The organism is Vibrio sp. Y20_XG_PY13, from assembly GCF_024181925.1.
Taxonomy (GTDB): domain Bacteria; phylum Pseudomonadota; class Gammaproteobacteria; order Enterobacterales; family Vibrionaceae; genus Vibrio; species Vibrio parahaemolyticus.
Genome location: NZ_JAMZAL010000007.1, coordinates 111,073 through 132,723, shown reverse-complemented (window position 1 = coordinate 132,723; position 21,651 = coordinate 111,073). Strand labels below are relative to the sequence as shown.

The window sequence follows — 21,651 nt, the reverse complement described above, 5'->3', positions numbered from 1 at the left end:
TTTTGTTTTGAGGTGCTATTACGAAAGAGGCGCATCTCCAAAACTTATGTCCTGCTGTAGTGAAAGCGATGTTGGTGGTAATATTTCTCTATTCATAGTTACCTTCCTTTCTGGAGCCCTTTTGTCTGAGCATCAATTTACCCCACAAGACGAAATTTTTATGCGCCGTGCACTTGCATTAGCTGAACAAGCTGAATTGGAAGGAGAGGTGCCTGTGGGAGCGGTATTAGTTAAAGATGGAGAAGTGATTGCAGAAGGCTGGAACCGCTCTATCTGCTCTCATGATGCAACAGCACATGCGGAGATTCAGACTCTACGTAACGCTGGGGCTGTGTTAGAAAACTATCGACTTTTAGACACCACTCTCTATGTCACACTAGAGCCTTGCCCGATGTGCGCAGGAGCACTGTTGCACAGCAGAGTGAAACGCGTGGTATTTGGCGCGCCAGATCTTAAAGCTGGCGCGGCTGGTACGGTATTGAACTTGTTTGAGAGCCAAGCTGCTTACCATTACGCAACGGTCGAAAAAGGGCTGTTAGAAGATGAGTGCCGTGAGCAGTTGCAGGCATTTTTCAAGCGTCGTCGTAAAGAAATTAAGGCTAAGAAACAAGAGAAAAAAGCGTTAGAAGGTAAGCAAGAAGATTAAGTTGGTGAGTTGTGTTCAGCAAACATCTACGGGTGTGTAGATGTTTGCTTTAAGTTCTTAGTGATTTACTAAGTGAACGAATACACGATTGCGTGCGCTGACTTTCTTTTTCATCGTTGTCAGCTTTCGCTTGCGGCGAATCGCAGCCACTGTCTTATTCAAACGCTTTGACTGCACTCTACGTCTTCTCATATCCGAACCTCCTGCAGACAAGACTACAAACACCCTCTCGCGATGCAGCACACGCCGCATCTGCTTTGCATCGTGGATGACATTCTAGTGATGGAGTCACTTCAAATTAGGAGAGAGGGAAACCTACCGAACCGATTTATTCCGCAGGCATCAATTAACGGGTATGGACGCTGCGGCAAGGTGTTGACCAATCACGTTTGTATGCACTTACTATGATGACCGGTCTGGTTCGGAACATCGGATTTTAGATAAGTTCTACCTTGGACTCAACAAAAAAGACGAGCTTCACACTCGTCTTTTTTGCGTGTTTATTCTTCTTCTTGGTCTAAATCTTCATCGACTTCATTGGTGACATCAGAGGCACCAGACACTTCTTCTGCAGTGGTTTCCACCGCACCAGAAATAAGCAATTCTGGATTTAGTGGTGGGATAACCTGTAGATCATCCGTATCTTCATCAATGGAAGGCTTTTGACTGACATGCCCAATGATTGATTGGTAGTAGCGTCGAATATTTTCAACGTAATTTCGTGCCTCGTCTCCACGAGCGTAGCCATAACGAGTTTGGCTGTAGTAACGCTTTTGTCGTAACAGCGGTAGTCGGTCTTTTACATCTGCCCATGCGTTTGGATCGCCACCTTGTGTCTTGGTTAGTCGACGCGCGTCCATCATGTGGCCATAACCAATATTGTACGATGCCAATGCAAACCAAATTTTTTCATGTTCGTTAATCGTATCAGGTACGCGAGCGACGATGCGACGCAGGTATTCCACACCACCACGAACAGATTGCTCTGGGTTTAGACGATCGGTTACACCAACACTTTTCGCAGTTGGTAAAGTCAGCATCATCATGCCACGAACACCCGTAGGCGATTTTGCTTTTGGTTTCCAATGAGATTCTTGGTAGGCCAAAGCCGCGATTAAACGCCAATCAAACTCTTCGCTGTATTTTTGGAACAGCGGAGCCCATCTCGGCAACTTATCATCAAGAGCACGAATAAAGGCACGCGTGTCCACGTAGTCAAACGCTTCAATATGGCCAATGTACTTCTCTTCAAGAGAAGCTAGCTCGCCAGATTGTTTGATATTGCCGAAAAACTCAATCAGCATCGCATACAAGCTCTCATCCTCTGAGCGGCGAGTAAACCATGATACTGGTTGATCTTCGGTGAGCTCAAAAGCAAGTGCTAAATCTGGATACAGGCGTTGCGCGAGGGACAGTTCTACGGAATCAGTGACGGTGAAACGCAGTTCTCCAGTCGATACATGTTTCAGTAGATCGCGAGTGTCAGCATCGCCCACGATTTCAAACTGCAATTCAGGATACTGCTTCTTCAATGCCGTCAGTGTCGGAACATATTGTGACTGTTCGACAATTTTCAATGTTTGTGCGCCAGCATTCACGTCTTCTTCTGATTGACTGTCTTTGGATGCTTGATACTCGATAAGCTGCTCAATATCACGAGGACGAAGCTGGCCCTTTTTGTAGACCACTTGCTGGCTTACATAATAATAAGCAGGGCCAGGTCTAAAACGTTTGACGGCTTGTGAGGTTTGATTAAGCCCCGTAGCAATAATATCGATGTCGCCCTTCTTTAAGGCTGGGAAAAGGTCGGCTTGTCTGAAAGCGGGTTTGATTTCTAGCTTTACGCCCAACTCTTCTGCAAATTTACGCGCTAGCTCATAATCCAAACCCGCAGGGCCATCAGGACCAATGTAGTACGAGAGTTGGTTGTTGAGCGTGCCAACGCGTAGCACTCCGCGCTCTTGGATTTTCTCGAATTCACTTTTCGGTTGCGACTCAATTTGGCAGGCAGAAAGTAGTAGCACAGAAGCAAAAAGTAGGACGCTGCGCTTGAGTCGGTTGAAGTGGCGTATTTGCATTGATCGGTACATCTCAGAAAATTTCTAGTGGTCTTTATATCAAAGCGTGGAGATGGGGCAAAGCGAATCGGACAGATAGAGTGCGACATTGTGTGTTTTATCGACATTTCGGCTACAACTCAAATTTGACAAAAAAAATGACGCAAACGGTTGCTTTTGATGTTACATCACAAAAACAATTGCTATATAATGCGCTCGCAATGACGAGGTGGAATCGGCATAGGTTCGATAGAGCTCAAGTTAAGTATCTGAATTTATTCCAATATCACCTTAATCAATTGCATAAGAGACCTAAGCACATGAGAATTTTGCGTGGCTCCCCAGCTCTTTCTGAGTTTCGTGTTAATAAACTACTGGAACTTTGTCGTGAACAAGATCTGCCTGTAACTGGCATCTATGCCGAGTTTATGCATTTTGCAGATCTAAAGTCTGACCTTGATGACCAAGAGTTAGAAAAACTTGAAAAGTTACTAACTTACGGCCCAACAATTGAAGAGCATGAGCCAGAAGGTCTTCTACTTCTTGTTACGCCTCGTCCTGGCACTATCTCGCCTTGGTCTTCTAAATCTACCGATATCGCTATTAATTGTGGTCTGGACACTGTTAAGCGTCTGGAGCGCGGTACGGCTTACTACGTAGAATCTTCAGTTGTTCTATCAGAAGCTCAAGTTGACGCTGTCAAAGCGTTAATTCACGACCGCATGATGGAAACGGTGTTCACAGAACTTGAAGCCGCGTCAGCGCTGTTTACAGTCGCAGAGCCAAAGCCTGTGGCGCATGTTGATATCTTAGCGGGCGGTCGTCTTGCGCTTGAAGAAGCAAACGTTTCCCTTGGTTTGGCACTCGCAGAAGATGAAATTGATTACTTGGTGGAGAATTTCACTAAGTTAGGTCGTAACCCTAACGACATTGAGCTGATGATGTTTGCTCAGGCGAACTCAGAGCACTGTCGTCATAAGATCTTTAACGCAGACTGGACTATCGATGGCGTAGACCAAGAGAAGTCTCTGTTTAAGATGATCAAAAACACATTCGAAACGACACCAGACCATGTTCTGTCTGCTTACAAAGATAATGCAGCGGTAATGACTGGTTCTAAAGTGGGGCGTTTCTTCCCAGATCCTAAAACTCGTCAATACACTTACCACCATGAAGATGCACACATCTTAATGAAGGTAGAGACGCACAACCACCCAACGGCTATCTCTCCTTGGCCAGGTGCATCAACGGGTTCTGGTGGTGAAATCCGTGACGAAGGCGCGACCGGTATCGGTGGTAAGCCAAAAGCGGGTCTGGTTGGTTTTACAACGTCTAACTTGCGTATTCCTGGTTTTGAACAGCCTTGGGAAACGGACTTCGGTAAGCCGGGTCGTATCGTAAACGCACTGGACATCATGCTTGAAGGTCCTTTGGGCGGCGCTGCATTCAACAATGAATTTGGTCGTCCAAACCTACTGGGTTACTTCCGTACTTACGAAGAGAAAGTGACCTCTCACGCGGGGGAAGAAGTGCGTGGTTATCACAAGCCAATCATGATTGCTGGTGGTATGGGTAACATCCGTGACGAACACGTGCAGAAGAAAGAGATCCCAGTTGGTGCAAGCCTAATCGTACTTGGTGGTCCAGCAATGAACATCGGTCTTGGTGGCGGTGCGGCGTCTTCAATGGCGTCTGGTCAGTCAGCAGAAGATCTGGACTTTGCTTCAGTACAACGTGAAAACCCAGAGATGGAGCGTCGTTGTCAGGAAGTTATCGACCGTTGTTGGCAGCTAGGTGAAGAGAACCCAATCGCATTTATCCACGATGTGGGCGCGGGCGGTATCTCTAACGCACTTCCTGAGCTTTGTGACGATGGCGAGCGTGGTGGTAAGTTCCAGCTACGTGATGTACCAAATGATGAATTGAGCATGAGCCCGCTGGAAATCTGGTGTAACGAATCTCAGGAACGTTACGTTCTTGCGGTTGCGCCAGAGCATATGGAAGCATTCGATGCAATCTGTAAGCGTGAGCGTGCACCTTATGCAGTTGTGGGTGTTGCAACAGAAGAACGTCACCTGACACTAGAAGACTCCCACTTCGATAACACGCCAATTGATATGCCAATGGATATCTTGCTTGGTAAAACACCGAAGATGCACCGTGAAGCAACAACATTGAAAGTAGATAGCCCAGCGATTGCACGTGACGGTATTGAAATCGATGAAGCCGCAGACCGCGTACTTCGCCTACCAACGGTTGCTGAGAAAACGTTCCTGATCACGATCGGTGACCGCTCGGTAACGGGTCTGGTTGCTCGTGATCAGATGGTTGGTCCTTGGCAGGTGCCTGTAGCGAACTGTGCAGTTACGGCGGCAAGTTACGACACATACCACGGTGAAGCGATGTCGATGGGTGAGCGCACTCCGGTTGCTCTGCTAGACTTCGGAGCATCTGCTCGTCTGGCGGTTGGTGAATCTCTGACTAACATCGCAGCGACAGATATCGGAGATATCAAGCGCATTAAACTGTCTGCGAACTGGATGTCTCCAGCGGGTCACCCAGGTGAAGATGCGGGTCTTTACGAAGCAGTGAAAGCGGTTGGTGAAGAGCTATGTCCGGCGCTAGGTCTGACTATCCCTGTTGGTAAAGACTCAATGTCAATGAAGACTAAGTGGGAAGAGAATGGCGAAAGCAAAGAAGTGACTTCGCCACTATCGCTAGTTATCACTGCGTTTGGTCGTGTTGAAGACGTACGTAAGACAGTAACGCCTCAGCTACGCACATCTGATACCTTGGAAGGACTAGGTGACACTTCACTTGTTCTTGTAGACCTAGGTAACGGCAAAAACCGTCTGGGTGCAACAGCACTGGCACAGGTATACAAGCAGCTGGGTGATAAGCCGGCAGACGTAGACAACGCAGAGCAACTAAAAGGCTTCTTCGATGCAATGCAAAATCTCGTACGTAACGACAAGCTGCTTGCTTACCACGATAAAGGTGACGGCGGTCTATTTGTAACGTTGGCTGAGATGGCGTTCGCGGGTCACTGTGGCGTAAAGGCGAACATCGCAGAGCTGGGTGAAGATGCGCTGGCGGTCCTATTTAACGAAGAATTAGGCGCGGTTGTTCAGGTTAAAAACAACGATCTGGATTCAGTTCTGTCTACGCTAGCAGCGAATGGCTTAGAAGCATGTTCACATGTAATTGGTTCTGTTGAAGCATCAGACGACTTTGTTATCACTTCTGGTGATGATGTTGTGCTTAAGCGTTCACGTACCGAACTACGTGTTATCTGGGCAGAAACTACGCATAAAATGCAGGCGCTACGTGATAACCCAGCATGTGCAGACCAAGAATTTGACGCGAAGAAAGACAACACTGACCCTGGTCTGAACGTATCTCTAAGCTTTGATGTGAATGAAGATATCGCAGCACCTTACATTGTGAAAGGCGCGAAACCTAAGATGGCGATTCTTCGTGAACAAGGTGTTAACTCTCACGTTGAAATGGCAGCAGCCTTTGACCGTGCTGGCTTTGAAGCAACCGACATCCACATGAGCGACATTCTGACAGGCCAAGCGGTACTTGATGAATACCAAGGTCTGGTAGCTTGTGGTGGTTTCTCTTACGGTGACGTGCTAGGTGCGGGTGAAGGTTGGGCGAAGTCTATCCTGTTTAACGCACAAGCTCGTGAGCAGTTCCAAGCCTTCTTCAACCGTGAAGAGACATTCTCTCTAGGTGTTTGTAACGGTTGTCAGATGCTGTCGAACCTGAAAGAGCTGATCCCGGGGGCAGACTTGTGGCCACGTTTTGTTCGCAACGAATCTGAGCGTTTTGAAGCACGCTTTAGCCTGGTTGAAGTACAGAAGTCTGATTCTGTGTTCTTCGACGGCATGGCTGGCTCACGTATGCCTATCGCGGTTTCTCACGGTGAAGGTCGTGTCGAAGTACGTGACGGTGAGCACCTAAACGCAATTGAAGCGTCAGGTACTGTCGCGCTACGTTACGTTGATAATAACGGTAACCCAACGCAACAATACCCGAACAACCCGAATGGTTCGCCGAATGCGATTACCGGTCTGACTACCGCAGATGGCCGTGTAACCATTATGATGCCTCACCCTGAGCGTGTATTCCGCACAGTTGCAAACTCTTGGGCTCCGGAAGGTTGGGGTGAAAATGGCGCTTGGATGCGTATGTTCCAAAACGCGCGCAAGAACATCGGTTAAGTATTAATACTTTACAAACGCGAAGCGCAGATCGAAAGATCTGCGCTTTTCTTTTTTGGGATTGTGGAAGTGTGAAGTCGAAAACGGGCTAGTACACTTATTGCCAACAACCAATGTGGTTTAAGTGTGGAAAATAAAATTTTTGCAGCCAATCATAATGATTTATGCTCTAATACCGCGCTTACCAAGGGATGGTGTTAAACAGCTCAGCTTAGATGGAGTTATCAAGTTGACCGAATCCCTGATTAATCCCTTAGGAACTGAAATAGATGTCTAAAAATCCAAAATTTGCTATCCGCGTAACTGAAAAACGTAACGGTTGGAGCGCAGAAATCACTCGTCAAGTAACGTCTCGCAAAACAATGGTTTCAAAACGTGAAACTGAGTTTGACAGCGAAGAAAAAGCACAAGCTTGGGCTGAACAAGAACTTGCGGGCTTCATCGAAAACCAAGTTGTTCGTAATGAGCGTAAAGCTGTACAGCGTCAAGAACGTGAAGCAGAGCAACTTGCGGCAAAAGTTCGCAAAGAAGAAGCTCGTAAAGCACGCGAAGCTGAAGCTGACGAAGAATAATGGCATATATTCCGATAGATGTTTCGATCTGCCGGTAATGCTAAAAAGCCCTGAAGTTTTCTTCAGGGCTTTTTTGTTGGCTCATTTTCATAAGCAGTCAGAAGAAACCGAGAAGCCAAAAGAGCCTTCGGAAGGTGCGGCAAACTGTTGGTTACCAGGCAGTAAGTGGGGATTGTTTGCGTAAACACGATGAGATGATTTGTTATTACGTGTATGCACAGGCGGTAAATCAATATGATGTAAGCCATCCGAAAGATCGTTGGCCTCACCGTAGTCAAAGTCTGTTGTAACCTCGGCGTTATTTTTTGTGTGGTAACAATGATCTGGCTTACCTTCCTCTCGCCATTTGAGTTCTGAGCGTTGCGCGTCCAAGTTGAGTTCATCTGGAACAGATGAAGCATAATGATCTTCTAGTGAATGTTGTTGACTTTGTTCTTGTAAGTATTGAGCGATGTTTTCAGATTCTTGAGCGAGGAGATTTGCAGAAAGTCCAAGTCCCAACAAACAGCTAATGAGTTGTGTTTTATTCATAGATGTGTGCAAGCAAAAAGAAAACATAATACGAATAAATAAAACGCTGTGCAATTGTGCGGTGAACAAGATGAATTGAAATAAGCTAAACACGAAGCACAAACGTTAAGTTTTCATGTTTAAGTGTTTGTAATAAATAATATTGGTGAGTAAACATAACAAAAAAAGCCCGGCAACAGGTACTGGGCTTTGAGATCATAGAGCATGCAATTATGACTGAGTGTCGAGTGGGATTTGTCCCGTCGTTACCTGTTCGACGTCAAACTCAGTTAATCCTTCAATGTAGCTTTCTACCGCTTGTTCTACTTCATCGTCGCTTTGGCTGAAGTATGCGAGGTGGAAAATGGCATCGCCTTCGTTCACCAATGGCAGCGTTTGCTGACCGATCACTAAACCACTTTTAGGTGCTTTTAGCTCTATTTCATCGTGACCGAGGGGTGAGCTGATGTAAGCTAAGGTTTCACCTTTTTCTACTTTATCGCCTAGGTTCACCACCGTGCGCAAAATACCGTTGCCTGGCGCTCTAACCCAGCTGGTCGATTTCGCGATAACAGGTTCAGGCAGTTTTTTACGGCTGGCTCTTAACATACCGATCGCTTGCATAACGCGTTGAACGCCTAAAACACCAGCACTGATAGATAGCGGATCAAAGCGAAGTGCTTCACCAGCTTCGTAAGTCAATACTGGGATATCACACTTCTCGGCTTCGCTACGTAGCGAGCCATCACGCAATGCAGAGTCAACGATCACTGGCGTGGCAAATGCTTGAGCAATGCGTAGTGTTTCCGGATTGCTCAGGTTAGCGCGTATTTGGGGTAGGTTAGTACGATGAATCGCACCTGTGTGTAAATCTAAAATGTAATCACAACGTTTCGCTATATTATTGAAGAATCCATACGCCATACGTGAAGCGAGTGCGCCTTTTTCGCTGCCAGGGAAACAACGGTTTAGATCGCGGCGATCGGGTAAGTAACGAGACTTATGGATAAAGCCAAATACGTTTACGATTGGCACCGCAATAACCGTACCTTTTAGCTTTAATGGGTTTAACTGGTTGATCATCTGACGAACGATCTCTACGCCATTAAGCTCATCACCATGGATTGCGGCGTTCACCATCAGCACTGGACCTTCTTGTTTCCCGTGAATGATTTCCACAGGGATAGAAAGTGGAGAGTGCGTGTATAGCTGAGCAGCTTCGAATTCTACTTCTAAACGCTGTCCTGGTTGTATTTTATGCCCGAGCAGCTCAAATACTTTGCTTGTTTTACTTCTGGCCATAAACCATCTCTGTCAAATAAGTTAGCAACAATGTAACAATCGCGTCAAAATCACACTAATCATTCTAATTAAGGATACGACAAATTATTTTAATCAAGGAGAGCAAATAATAACCGTTTGTGGAAAGTTTGTTGTAAATGTGACGTTTATTATTTGCTGAATATCTCGTCACCCTTATCTTAAATTGGTTATTTATTGTTTAGATAAATGTCCACGTATTAAAAATAATAAAGATGCTTTCTTCGGAAAATTCTGTCTTTTATCCCTAGTTTTTATAAGCTAATATCCGCGCCGAATTTTCGACCTAATACTTTCTAACTAGAGGTTTTGATGAAAAAGGCAATTGCTAAAATTGGCGCATTGACTGCTGTGGCAGTTTCACTTTCAGGTTGTGTTGGCAGCAACGCGGTAACTGGCTATGTTATGGGCTTCAACTTGAAAGCGGTAGATAACCGTTACGCTCGTGGTGGTCTAAACATGCTTATGGCACCAGTTTACGGTGTGGCAATCGCAGCTGACTACATCGTATTTAACTCTCTAGAGTTCTGGACTGGTAAAAACCCGCTAAACGGCAAACCACACATCTTCGATACTAAGATGGACACTTACATTGATGTAAACCACCAGCTAGATAAGTCGCTTACAACAGCGCCGATTGGCCCACTTACAAACAACCGCGTTATCGAGCAAGGCCAAATGCACCAAATCGATGAAAATACGGTTCAGATGAACATCACATACAACAACGGCGAAAAAGCGACGTTAATGGGTGTACGTGAGGGTGAGTTTGTTACTTACTACATCAATGGTGAAGTGGTCGCGAAGACTTCTATGGATGAGCTAGCAGCGTATGCGCAAACTCGTGCATAATTCGCGATACTCTCGTGATAAATAGCAATAAAAAAGGGTGTCTCGGCACCCTTTTTGTTTTGTTGTCGCGTTTGGATTACGCTTTCTCAGGAATTGCTTCTAGAAGCGCAACCATTTGATCCCAGAACAGTTGAACGGTATCAATCTTCACTTTTTCATCAGGAGAGTGAGGGAACTTGATCGTTGGGCCGAAAGAAACCATGTCCATGTTCGGGTACGGCTCTTTAAATAGACCACACTCTAGACCTGCGTGAATAACCATGATGTTTGGTTTGTGGCCGTAAATGCCTTCGTACATATCACGGAAAATTGCCATGATTTCTGAATCAGCGTCTGGTTTCCAACCAGGGTAAGCGCCTGAGAACTCAACTTGTGCTCCTGCGAGTTCAGCAACAGAGCGTAACATGCTCTCTACTTGGCTACGGCCAGAGTCAATCAAAGAGCGAATCAGACACAGAACAGTCACTTTATTTTCTTCAGTAGTGATCACGCCAACGTTCAGTGACGTTTCAACCACACCTTCAATTTCGTCGCTCATGCGCATCACGCCATTAGGACATGCGTTGAGAGCAGCAATAAAGCGTTGTTGATCCGCCGCGGTGAAGGCTTGTGATTCGGTTGCGATCTCTTCATTGAACGTCACAATGCCCGTTTCTACTTTGCCAAGCTCAGCTTTTAATAGCTCAGTGTAGTAGTTGAAAAGCTCTGCAAGCTTCTCTTGGTTTTCAGCAGGAACAGCAACTGTTACGAAAGCTTCGCGAGGAATAGCATTACGCAAACTACCACCACGGAATTCAACCAAGCGAAGATCCAACTCTTGTGCATGGCCCGCTAGGAATCGGCCAAGCAGTTTGTTGGCATTACCACGACCAGTGTGGATATCACAACCAGAGTGACCGCCTTTTAAACCCTTCAAGGTTAGCTGACGAGTCACAAAGCCAGTAGGGATCGCGTCGCGTTTGATGTCAAAAGTCATCGCACCATCGATACCACCAGCGCAGCCCATGTACACTTCGCCTTCTTGCTCGGAGTCGGTGTTTAGAAGAATATCACCTTCCAACCAACCTGCTTCAAGCCCGAATGCACCTGTCATGCCTGCTTCTTCATCAATTGTTAGTAGAACTTCAATTGGCCCATGCTTGATATCTTTAGATGCTAATACAGCCAGACAAGAAGCCATACCAATACCGTTGTCTGCACCAAGCGTCGTGCCTTTCGCTGTTACCCACTCACCATCGATGTACGGTTGAATTGGATCTTTTGTGAAGTCGTGGTCAGTGTCTTCATTCTTCTGTGGCACCATGTCAATGTGTGCTTGAAGAACCACGCCCTTTTTGTTTTCCATCCCAGGCGTTGCTGGCTTTTTGATGAATACGTTGCCCGTTGGGTCTCGGCGAACATCGAAGCCTTGCTCTGTTGCCCAGTTGATAATGTACTGTGCTAATGCTTCTTCATGCTTAGATGGATGAGGGATGGAACAAATCTTATCGAAAAACTGCCAAAGTGGAGCAGGTGACAAGGTACTGATTTCAGAATGGAATTCAGACACGGAAGACTCCTTTTGATGTGCTTTGCCAAATATATACCGTATAAATAATGTGTGATTAGCAGGAAATGCTAATGATATTTGGCATGAATTAGCTCAAGGATACCACCAGACGAAGGCTACTAGTAGTCGAGAACAAAAGGATTTCCTTCCTCACTGTCACACTTTATGAACATGGTATAGGTCGTAAATGCGCTTATGTTTATATGAACTGAAAGTAGAATAATTTTTAATTCACAAAAATGTAATTTAATTACAGTTAAAATTTGATTGACGTCAATTTATGGATTTTTTGTGACTTTTATCACTAAAATGCTTGTAATTAAATTTCTTGGTGGTATATTTGTAACCAGCTTCTGAGATGAAGAATGAAATGCTCAAAGGATGAGTCCGTTTATCGCCTCCAAGGAACCGAGAAATCAACGACTGTTTTAATTGATTTAGAAGGTGATATTTATGAAAGGTTTACCAAGTGCAATGTTCTGGAATAGCAAATCTGTATATACCGGTAACTTTGTATACCCAACAAGCTTTGGCTACTAAGTGAAGTCAACGCATGTGACTCGAACAGTTTGTTCACCCCTATAAATTGGAATTTTTTTTCAGTGATAGTGCTGACATGATTCACCGCCACTCAAATTGAGTGGCGTTTTTTTATCTCTTTTTTCTACTTCCGACCAAATTTCCACCACTAAGCCTCCATTCTCTTATTGCTGCTAAAAGGAATCCCACTTACGCAGTAAATTGTGAGTGAATATTGCCCTTTAACGTCCATTTCTGTTTGAAAGTTTAGAACATTGCTCAATTTGCACGCATTGAAGGCAAAGTGAACATGAGCGGTTAGTTATTGTTTAATAAGCGCTATATTCATTCTTGATTTTAAATACTAACGGATGGGTTTCATATCCTGCGAAAAAATCGCTTTAGAGTGATGATTCTATCTAGAATTTGCTATTTGATAACTTTATAATTCCTGCCAATCGATTACGCAACCGTTTACTTTTTACCTTTACAGGATTCGATCATGCTCGAAAGGCTCTTTAAACTTAGTGAAAACGGCACAAATGTGCGCACTGAGATCATTGCAGGTATTACGACCTTCCTTACCATGGCTTACATTATTTTTGTAAACCCAGCTATTTTGTCTGATACCGGTATGGATCGTGGTGCGATCTTTGTTGCAACGTGTCTTGCCGCCGCGATTGGCTGTTTCATTATGGGCTTAGTCGCAAACTACCCAATTGCTCAGGCTCCGGGCATGGGTTTAAACGCATTCTTCACATATTCCGTTGTGTTAGGCATGGGTTACACATGGCAAGTCGCGCTGGCTGCAGTGTTTGTTTCTGGTGTTTTGTTTATTCTGCTGAGCATTTTTAAGATTCGTGAGTGGATCATTAACTCGATCCCGCATTCGCTTCGCACCGGCATTTCTGCAGGTATTGGCCTTTTCTTGGCGTTTATCGCCCTTAAAAACGCAGGTATTGTGGTTGATAACCCAGCGACATTGGTTTCAATGGGCGATATCACGTCATTGCCATCAGTGTTGGCGGCGATTGGTTTCTTCCTTACTATCGCGCTTGTTCACCGTGGTGTGAAAGGTGCGGTGATGATCGCGATTTTGGGTGTGACGGCGCTTGGTCTTCTATTTGGTGATGTGCAATGGAACGGTGTCATGTCAACACCACCAAGTATCGCACCAACATTCTTACAATTGGATTTCTCGGGTCTATTTGAAGTCGGCATGATCTCTGTTGTGTTCGCTTTCTTGTTCGTCGACTTATTTGATACGGCTGGCACGCTCGTTGGTGTTTCTCAAAAAGCCGGTCTAACGGATGAGAATGGCAACATTCCTCGTCTAAACAAAGCACTACTTGCTGACTCAACAGCGACTTCTGTTGGTGCGTTGCTAGGTACGTCAAACACGACTTCATACATTGAAAGTGTTTCGGGCGTAGCTGCTGGTGGTCGTACTGGCCTAACCGCAGTGGTTGTTGGTGTACTCTTCCTGCTTGCACTATTGTTCTCGCCACTAGCGGGTATGATCCCTGCGTATGCAACGTCAGGTGCATTGTTCTATGTAGCAATTTTGATGCTTTCTGGCTTGGTGAGCATTGATTGGCGTGACCTAACTGAAGCATCTCCAGTTGTTGTAACTTGTCTTGTGATGCCGCTTACATTCTCTATTGCAGAAGGTATCACCCTAGGCTTTATTGCGTATGCTGCTATCAAATTGTTTAGTGGCAAAGGCCGCGATGTATCGATGAGTGTTTGGGTTATGTCTGCCATCTTCATCGTTAAATACCTGGCCGGGTAATTACTTTTAAAAAGCCAGCGCGAGCAGCAAAAGCTGTTCGTGCTGGCTTTTTGCTTTTAGCGTTGTTCACTGAATTCGATTTTTCTGCGTAATAGACGGAGAATTTTGATATCACCGTTGGTATTAACGGTGTGTTTCGGTAGAATAATCGTTTGCGCAGCTTGAAATCCTCGTCTCCTGACCTCTGGAGAGCATAGTGAATATTCCGCTTTAAAGCCGTTTCGCTAGATTTTGAGGATGCATATTTTCAAATTATTAGGTTATTACAATGAGTAAAAAATTCATTATCACTTGGGATGCGATGCAGACTTACTGCCGTGAACTGGCTGAGAAACAGATGCCAGCTGAGCAATGGAAAGGTATTTGGGCGGTAAGCCGTGGCGGTCTAGTACCGGGTGCTATCTTGGCTCGTGAACTGGGTATTCGCTACGTTGATACAATTTGTATCTCAAGCTACGACCATGATCATCAACGTGATATGACAGTGCTTAAAGCACCTGAAGGCGATGGTGAAGGCTACCTAATCGTTGAAGACCTAGTAGATAGCGGTGATACAGCGCGTAAACTGCGTGAAATGTACCCGAAAGCAAAAATGATTGCAGTATGTGCAAAACCGTCGGGTAAAGAATTGTTAGATGACTACGTAGTAGACATCGCGCAAGACACTTGGATCGAGCAACCTTGGGATATGTCTATCCAGTATGCAGAGCCAGTAAATCGCAAGCAAAAGTAATCGCTAGCGAAGAATATTGAGAAATGCCCCTTTATAGGGGCATTTTTTTTATTATCATTACAGCTAATGCTAATAGCCAAAGGTTCTTCCTATGTCTGAAGACGTCAGTAAAAATCTTTCCGAGACTTTGTTCGTAAAACATAAGCAAGCGAAAGAAACCTCCGCGCTCACTCAATACATGCCAACCAGCAAAAAGATTCTTGATGATCGAGAACAGCAAGAAGATCGTGCTTGGTATCGTCATTTGCGTCGCTTGCAGTGGGCGTGGCAAGGCTTATCTCCAATTGAAATGGAAGGCGTGTTGTCGCGCATTGCTTCGTCAACGCATTCTCGTACTCACGATGATTGGTTAGATACTGTGATGGGGTATCACAGCGGTAACTGGACGTTTGAGTGGATCAAGTTAGGTATGGAACACCAACGACGTGCCAATGATCTTAAAGGTGAGGATGCTGCCGACGAGCTGTTTACCGCATCGTTGTGTTTCAGCATTGCGGGCTATCCTCATTTAAAAAACGACAACTTGGCGCTTCAGGCTCAGGTGTTAGCAAACAAAGCCTATTCTGAAGGGGCTGAGAAAACTCAATACACCATCAAGCAAATTGAGGTGCCTTACCAAAAACGCAAAATTATCGCTAACTTGCATTTGCCAAGAACCGATAAGCAGCTGCCAGTTGTGATGGTGAGTGCAGGACTCGACAGTTTACAAACCGACATGTGGCGTTTGTTCCGCAATCACTTTGCTCCTAAAGATATTGCAATGCTGACCGTCGATATGCCATCAGTCGGACACAGTTCTCATTGGCCTTTGACGGAAGATTCAAGCTGTCTTCATCAAGCTGTGTTGAATGAGCTTTATTCCATTCCTTACGTTGATCATCACAAAGTTGGTTTGGTCGGTTTCCGTTTTGGTGGCAATGCCATGGTTCGTCTGTCTTTTCTTGAGCAAGAAAAGATCAAAGCGTGTGTGGCACTAGGCGCACCGGTGCATGATCTGTTTACCTCGCCGAAAAAGCTGCAAAAAATGCCGAAGATGTACCTGGATATGCTGGCTTCTCGTTTGGGTAAAAGCGCAGTTGATATCAACAGCATGGCTGGGCAGATGATGGCTTGGTCATTGAAAGTTCAAGGCTTCTTGAGCAGTCGTAAAACTAAGGTGCCAATTTTAGCGCTGAGCTTAGAAGGTGACCCCGTTTCGCCTTACAGTGACAACCAGTTAGTCGCGCTATTTAGCCACTATGGGCAGGCGAAGAAGATCAGTTCCAAGACAATTACAAAAGGATATGAGCAATCCCTCGATTTGGCGATAAAGTGGTTGGAAGATGAATTATTAAGATGACAAATCTCCTAATTTAGTTAAGAGTGATATACCTGAGCAAAAAATAAGCTCATGATAATAAAAAATAATAATCATTATTGGGTGTTTACTTTAACTATATGGAAACGGAGATTCATATGTCAGAGACGACTCAGGGTCCAACACACTTTCGCTTGATGTCAAAGCTGAAGGCCATTGGGCCTTACCTGCGTGAACCGCAATCACAAGAAGGGCGCTACTATTTTGATTGTCTATCTGTTTGTGTAGACGACAAAAAGTCACCTGAGAAACGCGAGTTCTGGGGCTGGTGGATGGATTTAGAATCCATCGAAGGGGGCTTTACCGCTAAGTACCATATTGGGAAATACAACAAAGAAGGGAAATGGGTGTCTGAAGCTCTGCCGCAAAAAGTGGTAGAGGAAGTGTACTTTACACAAAGTACCTTTCATCAGAAGCTCATTGATACCTTGGCTGAACACTTCAAACTCGAAGTGGAATATCATACCGAGTCATTTGATTTCGCCTGATTTGGCGGTTTTCTTTTTCGACTGAACAAAAAGGTGCGTTTTCGCACCTTTTCTCTTGTTAAATCCCTATTTGATTGTTAAAACATCCTCTCTTTATTTGTTTTTCACTTCAGAAGACATCATGACAACGAATCAACAAAACGCAGTTGTTTCGCAACCACAAACCGTCGTTGTGAAACTGGGTACAAGTGTGCTGACAGGCGGCACATTGGCACTAGATCGCGCTCACATGGTTGAGCTAGCGCGTCAGTGTGCTGAGCTTAAGAAACAAGGCCATTCAGTGGTAATGGTTTCGTCTGGTGCAATTGCAGCAGGCCGTGAGCATCTTGGATACCCCGCACTGCCCAACGAGATGGCGAGCAAACAGTTGCTTGCTGCTGTGGGTCAGAGTCGTTTGATTCAAACATGGGAGTCTTTGTTTGGTATTTACGGTATCAAGATTGGTCAAATGCTACTGACTCGTGCTGACTTGGATGATCGTGAGCGTTTTCTTAATGCGCGTGACACCATCAATGCGCTTGTAGCGAATGATATTATTCCAATCGTGAACGAAAATGATGCAGTAGCCACCAGTGAAATCAAAGTCGGCGACAATGACAACCTATCGGCTTTAGTGGGTATTTTGTGTGGTGCAGATAAGTTATTGCTACTGACAGACCAAAAAGGTCTGTTTACTGCTGACCCACGAAAAGATCCGAATGCAGAGCTGATCAAAGAAGTTAAAACCATTGATGACACGTTGCGTAAAATTGCTGGCGGCAGCGGTACAACACTCGGTACGGGTGGTATGGCGACGAAACTTCAAGCAGCCGACATCGCACGTCGCGCGGGTATTGAAGTTATTATCGCAGCAGGTAGCGCGCCAAACGTAATTTTTGACTCGTTGAGCACGGAGCCTCAAGGTACGCGTTTCCTACCTTGTTCAGAAGCATTGGAAAACCGTAAGCGTTGGATCCTCGCAGGTCCTGCAGCATCGGGTGACATTATCATCGATGATGGTGCGGTAAATGCGGTTGTTGGTAAAGGCAGCAGCTTGCTAGCAAAAGGGGTCATCAAGGTGAGCGGTGATTTTGCCCGTGGTGAAGTTGCTCGCGTAACAAATTCTCATGGCAAACTGGTTGCGCGTGGTATTAGCGCCTACTCAAGTGAAGACTTGGCAAAAATTACTGGCAAACACAGTAAAGACATCATCTCTATTTTGGGGCATGACTACGGCTCAGAAGTGATTCATCGCGATGATCTTGTCGTCATTCAAGAATAGAAATTGAGGGAAGCAACGTGGATTTAACGAATATGGGTAAAGCTGCTAAAGATGCAGCTTTCGAATTGGCGACGGCGTCAACTGCTCAAAAGAACCAAGCTCTAGCGATCATCGCAGATGAGCTAGAAGCAAACTCAGCTGCGATTTTGGCAGCAAACGCAAAAGACATCGAACTTGGTCGCGAAGCTGGTCTGACCGATGCGCTGCTAGACCGTCTACTGTTGAATGAAGAACGCTTAACGGGCATTGCAAATGATGTTCGCAATGTGATCAGCCTAAACGATCCTGTGGGCAGCGAAATCGACAGTAAAGTGCTAGAAAACGGCATGTCTCTCTCTCGACGCCGTGTACCACTTGGTGTTGTGGGTGTGATTTATGAAGCGCGTCCAAATGTGACCATCGACATTGCCGCACTGTGCCTGAAAACGGGTAACGCCAGTATCCTACGCGGTGGTAAAGAGACGTTTTTCTCTAACATGGAACTTGTGAAAGTTATCCAATCAGCCCTTGCAAAAGCAAACTTGCCAGCCGCTTCAGTACAGTACATTGAAAAGCCAGATCGCGAGCTGGTTTCTCAACTGCTTAAACTGGATGACTACGTTGATATGATCATCCCACGTGGTGGAGCGGGTCTGCACAAAATGTGTAAAGAGAACAGCACAATTCCAGTGATCATCGGCGGTTTTGGTATCAGTCACATTTTTGTTGATGAATCCGCGGACCTAGAGAAATCGCTAAACGTGGTTGAAAACTCGAAAGTTCAACGCCCTTCGGCATGTAACTCGTTAGACACACTGCTTGTTCACGAGAAAGTAGCGGCGAAATTCTTGCCAATGATTGTCGAGCGAATGAATGACAAAGTGACGTTTGTAGCAGAACCAAAAGCGAAAGCGCTAATGGCTCAAGCTACGCAAATTCGCGATGCCGCAGAAGGTGATTTTGATACCGAATGGCTAAGCTACACGTTAGGTGTAAAAGTTGTCGCTGACGTGAAAGATGCGATTGATCATATGCGAGTTCACAATGCGAGTCACTCAGATGCAATCATGACCAACAGCTTGATTAACTCAGAGTTGTTCATCAATTCGGTGGGCTCGGCTGCAGTTTATGTGAATGCGGCAACGCGCTTTACTGACGGCGCCCAATTTGGCTTGGGGGCTGAAGTGGCCGTCTCAACTCAAAAGCTACATGCACGTGGCCCGATGGGTTTGGAAGAATTAACAAGCTACAAATGGGTCGGCAAAGCGAACTACTTAGCACGCAGTTAACAGATTCGACTCGATATTGATTGAAAAAGGGGCACTAGTGCCCCTTTTTGTTTTCTCTCACATATCAATTCCGCTACACTAGTCTGGCTTTTGGGACGGCCCCAATGGCACGTTATTTGGAGGTGATATGCATTGTCCTTTTTGTTCAGAGAACGATACAAAAGTAATTGATTCCCGATTGGTTGCGGATGGTCATCAAGTCCGTCGTCGCCGCCAGTGTTTAGCCTGTAGTGAACGTTTTACTACGTTTGAAACGGCAGAATTGGTCATGCCTAAAGTCATTAAGTCGAATGGCAATCGTGAACCATTCGATGAAGATAAAATGGTCGGTGGCATTCAGCGCGCATTAGAGAAACGTCCGGTAAGTGCCGACTCTATCGAGCTTGCAATCAGTATGATTAAGTCGCAACTCCGCGCAACTGGTGAGCGTGAAGTACCGAGCCAAATGATTGGTAACTTGGTTATGGATCAGCTTAAAGAGCTCGACAAAGTGGCTTACATCCGTTTTGCATCGGTTTATCGTAGCTTTGAAGATATTCGTGAATTCGGCGAAGAAATTGCCCGCCTTGAAGACTGATTAAATCATGCCTCAACACACTTCTGCGTCTCCATTTTCTCCTCAAGATTTTTCAATGATGTCGCGTGCGCTTAAGTTAGCTCGACGCGGCATTTATACGACGGCTCCAAACCCGAACGTCGGTTGCGTAATTGTTCGTGATGGCGTGATCGTTGGTGAAGGTTATCATCATCGCGCTGGAGAGCCGCATGCTGAAGTGCACGCGATGCGTATGGCTGGTGATAAAGCCGAAGGTGCAACGGCATACGTTACCCTTGAACCGTGCTCTCACTATGGACGCACGCCACCTTGCGCTGAAGGGCTGATAAAAGCCAAAGTGGCGCGAGTAGTGTGTGCGATGGAAGATCCGAATCCAAAAGTGGCTGGACGTGGCATCCAAATGCTACGTGAAGCCGGGGTTGAGGTTCAGGTTGGATTGTTAGAAAACGATGCGATTGAGCTCAATCGTGGCTTCATCAAATTCATGCAAACAGGCATGCCATTTATCCAATTAAAAATGGCAGCAAGCTTAGATGGACAGAGTGCGCTAAGTAATGGCAAGAGCCAATGGATCACCTCCCCACAGGCTCGCCAAGACGTGCAGCGTTATCGAGCGCAAAGCGGTGGCATTCTGTCTACAAGCAAAACAGTGATGGATGATAACGCTTCTCTCAACGTTCGTTGGGATGATTTGCCGCAGAGTGTTCAAGCGCACTATGAGCTGACGGAAGTTCGCCAACCTGCACGGGTAATACTCGACCGTCAACAGAAACTGAGTGATGACCTTAAACTGTTCAGGACCGAAGGTGAGCGAATTATTGTCAGCAGCGAAGGCGATGTTTGTCCACAACTAGACCAAAGCGGAAAAATTGATTTAGCTGCGACCCTAAAAGCGGTCGCGACTCAGCATAATATCAACCATTTATGGGTGGAAGCTGGCGCGACGCTCGCGAGTTCTCTAATCAAAGCTAACCTTGTAGATGAGTTGATTGTCTATCTCGCTCCGAAACTAATGGGAAGCGATGGACGTGGTTTAATTGGCGCGCTGGGATTGACGGAGATGGCGCAGGTCATCGATTTAAATATTACTGATGTGCGAATGGTGGGCAGAGATATCCGTATTACCGCCACCCTTGTACGTAAAGAAATTTAGAAAAGAAGCACTATGTTTACAGGAATTGTAGAAGCAGTTGGTAAATTAACTGCGATTACGCCAAAAGGCGAAGACATTACCGTTACGGTAGAAGTAGGTAAGTTAGACATGTCTGACGTAAAGTTAGGCGACAGCATCGCAACTAATGGTGTGTGCTTAACGGTGATTGACTTTGGAAGCAATTACTACAGCGCGGATTTGTCTCTCGAGACCTTGAAAAAAACCGGTTTTGCAAACTACCAAGTAGGCGAAAAGGTTAACTTAGAAAAAGCCATGCTGCCGACGACACGTTTTGGCGGACACATTGTATCTGGACACGTGGACGGCGTGGGTGAAATTGTGGAGCGCAATCAAGTTGGTCGTGCGATAGAGTTTTGGGTCGCGATGCCTGCTGAGATCAGCAAGTACGTGGCAGAAAAAGGCTCTATCACCGTTGATGGTATCAGCTTAACGGTGAATGATTTGCGTAAAAACGCATTCAAACTGACGATTGTGCCTCACACCAGTGAAGAAACCACCATCGACCAGTTCCAAGTGGGCCGCAAAGTGAATTTAGAAGTGGATGTGTTGGCGCGTTATATGGAACGCTTGCTGCAAGGTCAGCAAGAAGAGCAGCCTGAATCTCGCATCACCATGGACTTCTTACAACAAAATGGCTTTGCGTAAGCGCTCAGCCACGTTGCGATAATTGCCATAACAGACCGGATTCACAGAACATCGTTAGGGCAATTGACTTGCATTGTGCAAGGCTCAAACTGTTGATGTCATTACCATTGCAATAAGATTTCA

General features: G+C 45.6%; 18 protein-coding genes. 13 read left to right on the top strand and 5 right to left on the bottom strand.

Annotated elements, in window-relative coordinates; translation table 11 throughout:
* Nucleotides 1-121: 121 nt before the first annotated feature.
* On the top strand, nucleotides 122-646 hold the full coding sequence (tadA, locus tag NL646_RS17045; RefSeq protein ID WP_021823438.1) for a tRNA adenosine(34) deaminase TadA: 525 nt from the start codon (nucleotides 122-124) through the stop codon (nucleotides 644-646).
* Nucleotides 647-703: 57 nt separating this feature from the next.
* On the opposite strand, the gene NL646_RS23370 is transcribed toward tadA, so the two are convergent.
* Both NL646_RS23370 and mltF read right to left on the bottom strand, forming a co-directional pair.
* Nucleotides 704-838: a hypothetical protein gene (locus NL646_RS23370; RefSeq protein ID WP_020904161.1), complete on the bottom strand. Its 135-nt coding sequence runs from the start codon at nucleotides 836-838 to the stop codon at nucleotides 704-706.
* A gap of 308 nt (nucleotides 839-1,146) precedes the next feature.
* Nucleotides 1,147-2,724, bottom strand: a complete 1,578-nt coding sequence (mltF, locus tag NL646_RS17040; protein ID WP_164885536.1) for a membrane-bound lytic murein transglycosylase MltF — start codon at nucleotides 2,722-2,724, stop codon at nucleotides 1,147-1,149.
* 299 nt (nucleotides 2,725-3,023) lie between these two features.
* Between mltF and purL the strand changes: the two genes are divergently transcribed.
* Both purL and NL646_RS17030 read left to right on the top strand, forming a co-directional pair.
* Nucleotides 3,024-6,932: a phosphoribosylformylglycinamidine synthase gene (purL, locus tag NL646_RS17035; protein ID WP_253664490.1), complete on the top strand. Its 3,909-nt coding sequence runs from the start codon at nucleotides 3,024-3,026 to the stop codon at nucleotides 6,930-6,932.
* A gap of 269 nt (nucleotides 6,933-7,201) precedes the next feature.
* Entirely contained in the window at nucleotides 7,202-7,504 is a 303-nt protein-coding gene (locus NL646_RS17030; protein WP_253664474.1) for a DUF3622 domain-containing protein, read from the top strand.
* A gap of 87 nt (nucleotides 7,505-7,591) precedes the next feature.
* Here the strand turns inward: NL646_RS17030 and NL646_RS17025 are convergent, their stop codons facing one another.
* Nucleotides 7,592-8,035, bottom strand: coding sequence for a hypothetical protein (locus NL646_RS17025; protein WP_021823167.1), 444 nt, complete (start codon nucleotides 8,033-8,035; stop codon nucleotides 7,592-7,594).
* 210 nt (nucleotides 8,036-8,245) lie between these two features.
* Nucleotides 8,246-9,316 (bottom strand): succinylglutamate desuccinylase/aspartoacylase family protein, encoded by a 1,071-nt coding sequence (locus NL646_RS17020; protein WP_140267950.1) that lies wholly within the window; start codon nucleotides 9,314-9,316, stop codon nucleotides 8,246-8,248.
* Nucleotides 9,317-9,646: 330 nt separating this feature from the next.
* On the opposite strand from NL646_RS17020, the gene NL646_RS17015 reads away from it, so the two are divergent.
* Entirely contained in the window at nucleotides 9,647-10,186 is a 540-nt protein-coding gene (locus NL646_RS17015; RefSeq protein WP_005455994.1) for a DUF3332 domain-containing protein, read from the top strand.
* Between the two features lie 76 nt (nucleotides 10,187-10,262).
* Here the strand turns inward: NL646_RS17015 and NL646_RS17010 are convergent, their stop codons facing one another.
* Nucleotides 10,263-11,735 (bottom strand): aminoacyl-histidine dipeptidase, encoded by a 1,473-nt coding sequence (locus NL646_RS17010; RefSeq protein ID WP_023623223.1) that lies wholly within the window; start codon nucleotides 11,733-11,735, stop codon nucleotides 10,263-10,265.
* A gap of 1,021 nt (nucleotides 11,736-12,756) precedes the next feature.
* On the opposite strand from NL646_RS17010, the gene NL646_RS17005 reads away from it, so the two are divergent.
* The 9 genes from NL646_RS17005 (at nucleotide 12,757) to NL646_RS16965 (ending at nucleotide 21,528) form a co-directional block, all read left to right on the top strand.
* Nucleotides 12,757-14,046 (top strand): NCS2 family permease, encoded by a 1,290-nt coding sequence (locus tag NL646_RS17005; protein WP_005456001.1) that lies wholly within the window; start codon nucleotides 12,757-12,759, stop codon nucleotides 14,044-14,046.
* A gap of 268 nt (nucleotides 14,047-14,314) precedes the next feature.
* Nucleotides 14,315-14,779, top strand: a complete 465-nt coding sequence (tet(34), locus tag NL646_RS17000) for an oxytetracycline resistance phosphoribosyltransferase domain-containing protein Tet(34) (protein WP_005381590.1) — start codon at nucleotides 14,315-14,317, stop codon at nucleotides 14,777-14,779.
* 91 nt (nucleotides 14,780-14,870) lie between these two features.
* On the top strand, nucleotides 14,871-16,118 hold the full coding sequence (frsA, locus tag NL646_RS16995) for an esterase FrsA (protein WP_005455935.1): 1,248 nt from the start codon (nucleotides 14,871-14,873) through the stop codon (nucleotides 16,116-16,118).
* Between the two features lie 116 nt (nucleotides 16,119-16,234).
* The gene (crl, locus tag NL646_RS16990; RefSeq protein ID WP_005455997.1) at nucleotides 16,235-16,624 is read left to right on the top strand and encodes a sigma factor-binding protein Crl; all 390 of its coding nucleotides are present in this window, start codon (nucleotides 16,235-16,237) and stop codon (nucleotides 16,622-16,624) included.
* Between the two features lie 121 nt (nucleotides 16,625-16,745).
* Complete coding sequence (proB, locus tag NL646_RS16985) at nucleotides 16,746-17,885, top strand: glutamate 5-kinase (protein WP_005483011.1); 1,140 nt, start codon at nucleotides 16,746-16,748, stop codon at nucleotides 17,883-17,885.
* A 17-nt stretch (nucleotides 17,886-17,902) separates the two neighbouring features.
* Nucleotides 17,903-19,153: a glutamate-5-semialdehyde dehydrogenase gene (locus tag NL646_RS16980; protein WP_029863975.1), complete on the top strand. Its 1,251-nt coding sequence runs from the start codon at nucleotides 17,903-17,905 to the stop codon at nucleotides 19,151-19,153.
* Nucleotides 19,154-19,280: 127 nt separating this feature from the next.
* The gene (gene nrdR, locus NL646_RS16975) at nucleotides 19,281-19,730 is read left to right on the top strand and encodes a transcriptional regulator NrdR (protein WP_005482986.1); all 450 of its coding nucleotides are present in this window, start codon (nucleotides 19,281-19,283) and stop codon (nucleotides 19,728-19,730) included.
* 7 nt (nucleotides 19,731-19,737) lie between these two features.
* Nucleotides 19,738-20,862 carry a bifunctional diaminohydroxyphosphoribosylaminopyrimidine deaminase/5-amino-6-(5-phosphoribosylamino)uracil reductase RibD gene (ribD, locus tag NL646_RS16970; RefSeq protein WP_253664473.1) on the top strand — a complete coding sequence of 375 codons (1,125 nt, stop codon included), beginning with the start codon at nucleotides 19,738-19,740 and terminating at the stop codon, nucleotides 20,860-20,862.
* Nucleotides 20,863-20,874: 12 nt separating this feature from the next.
* Nucleotides 20,875-21,528: a riboflavin synthase gene (locus NL646_RS16965; protein WP_005483039.1), complete on the top strand. Its 654-nt coding sequence runs from the start codon at nucleotides 20,875-20,877 to the stop codon at nucleotides 21,526-21,528.
* Nucleotides 21,529-21,651 lie beyond the last annotated feature (123 nt).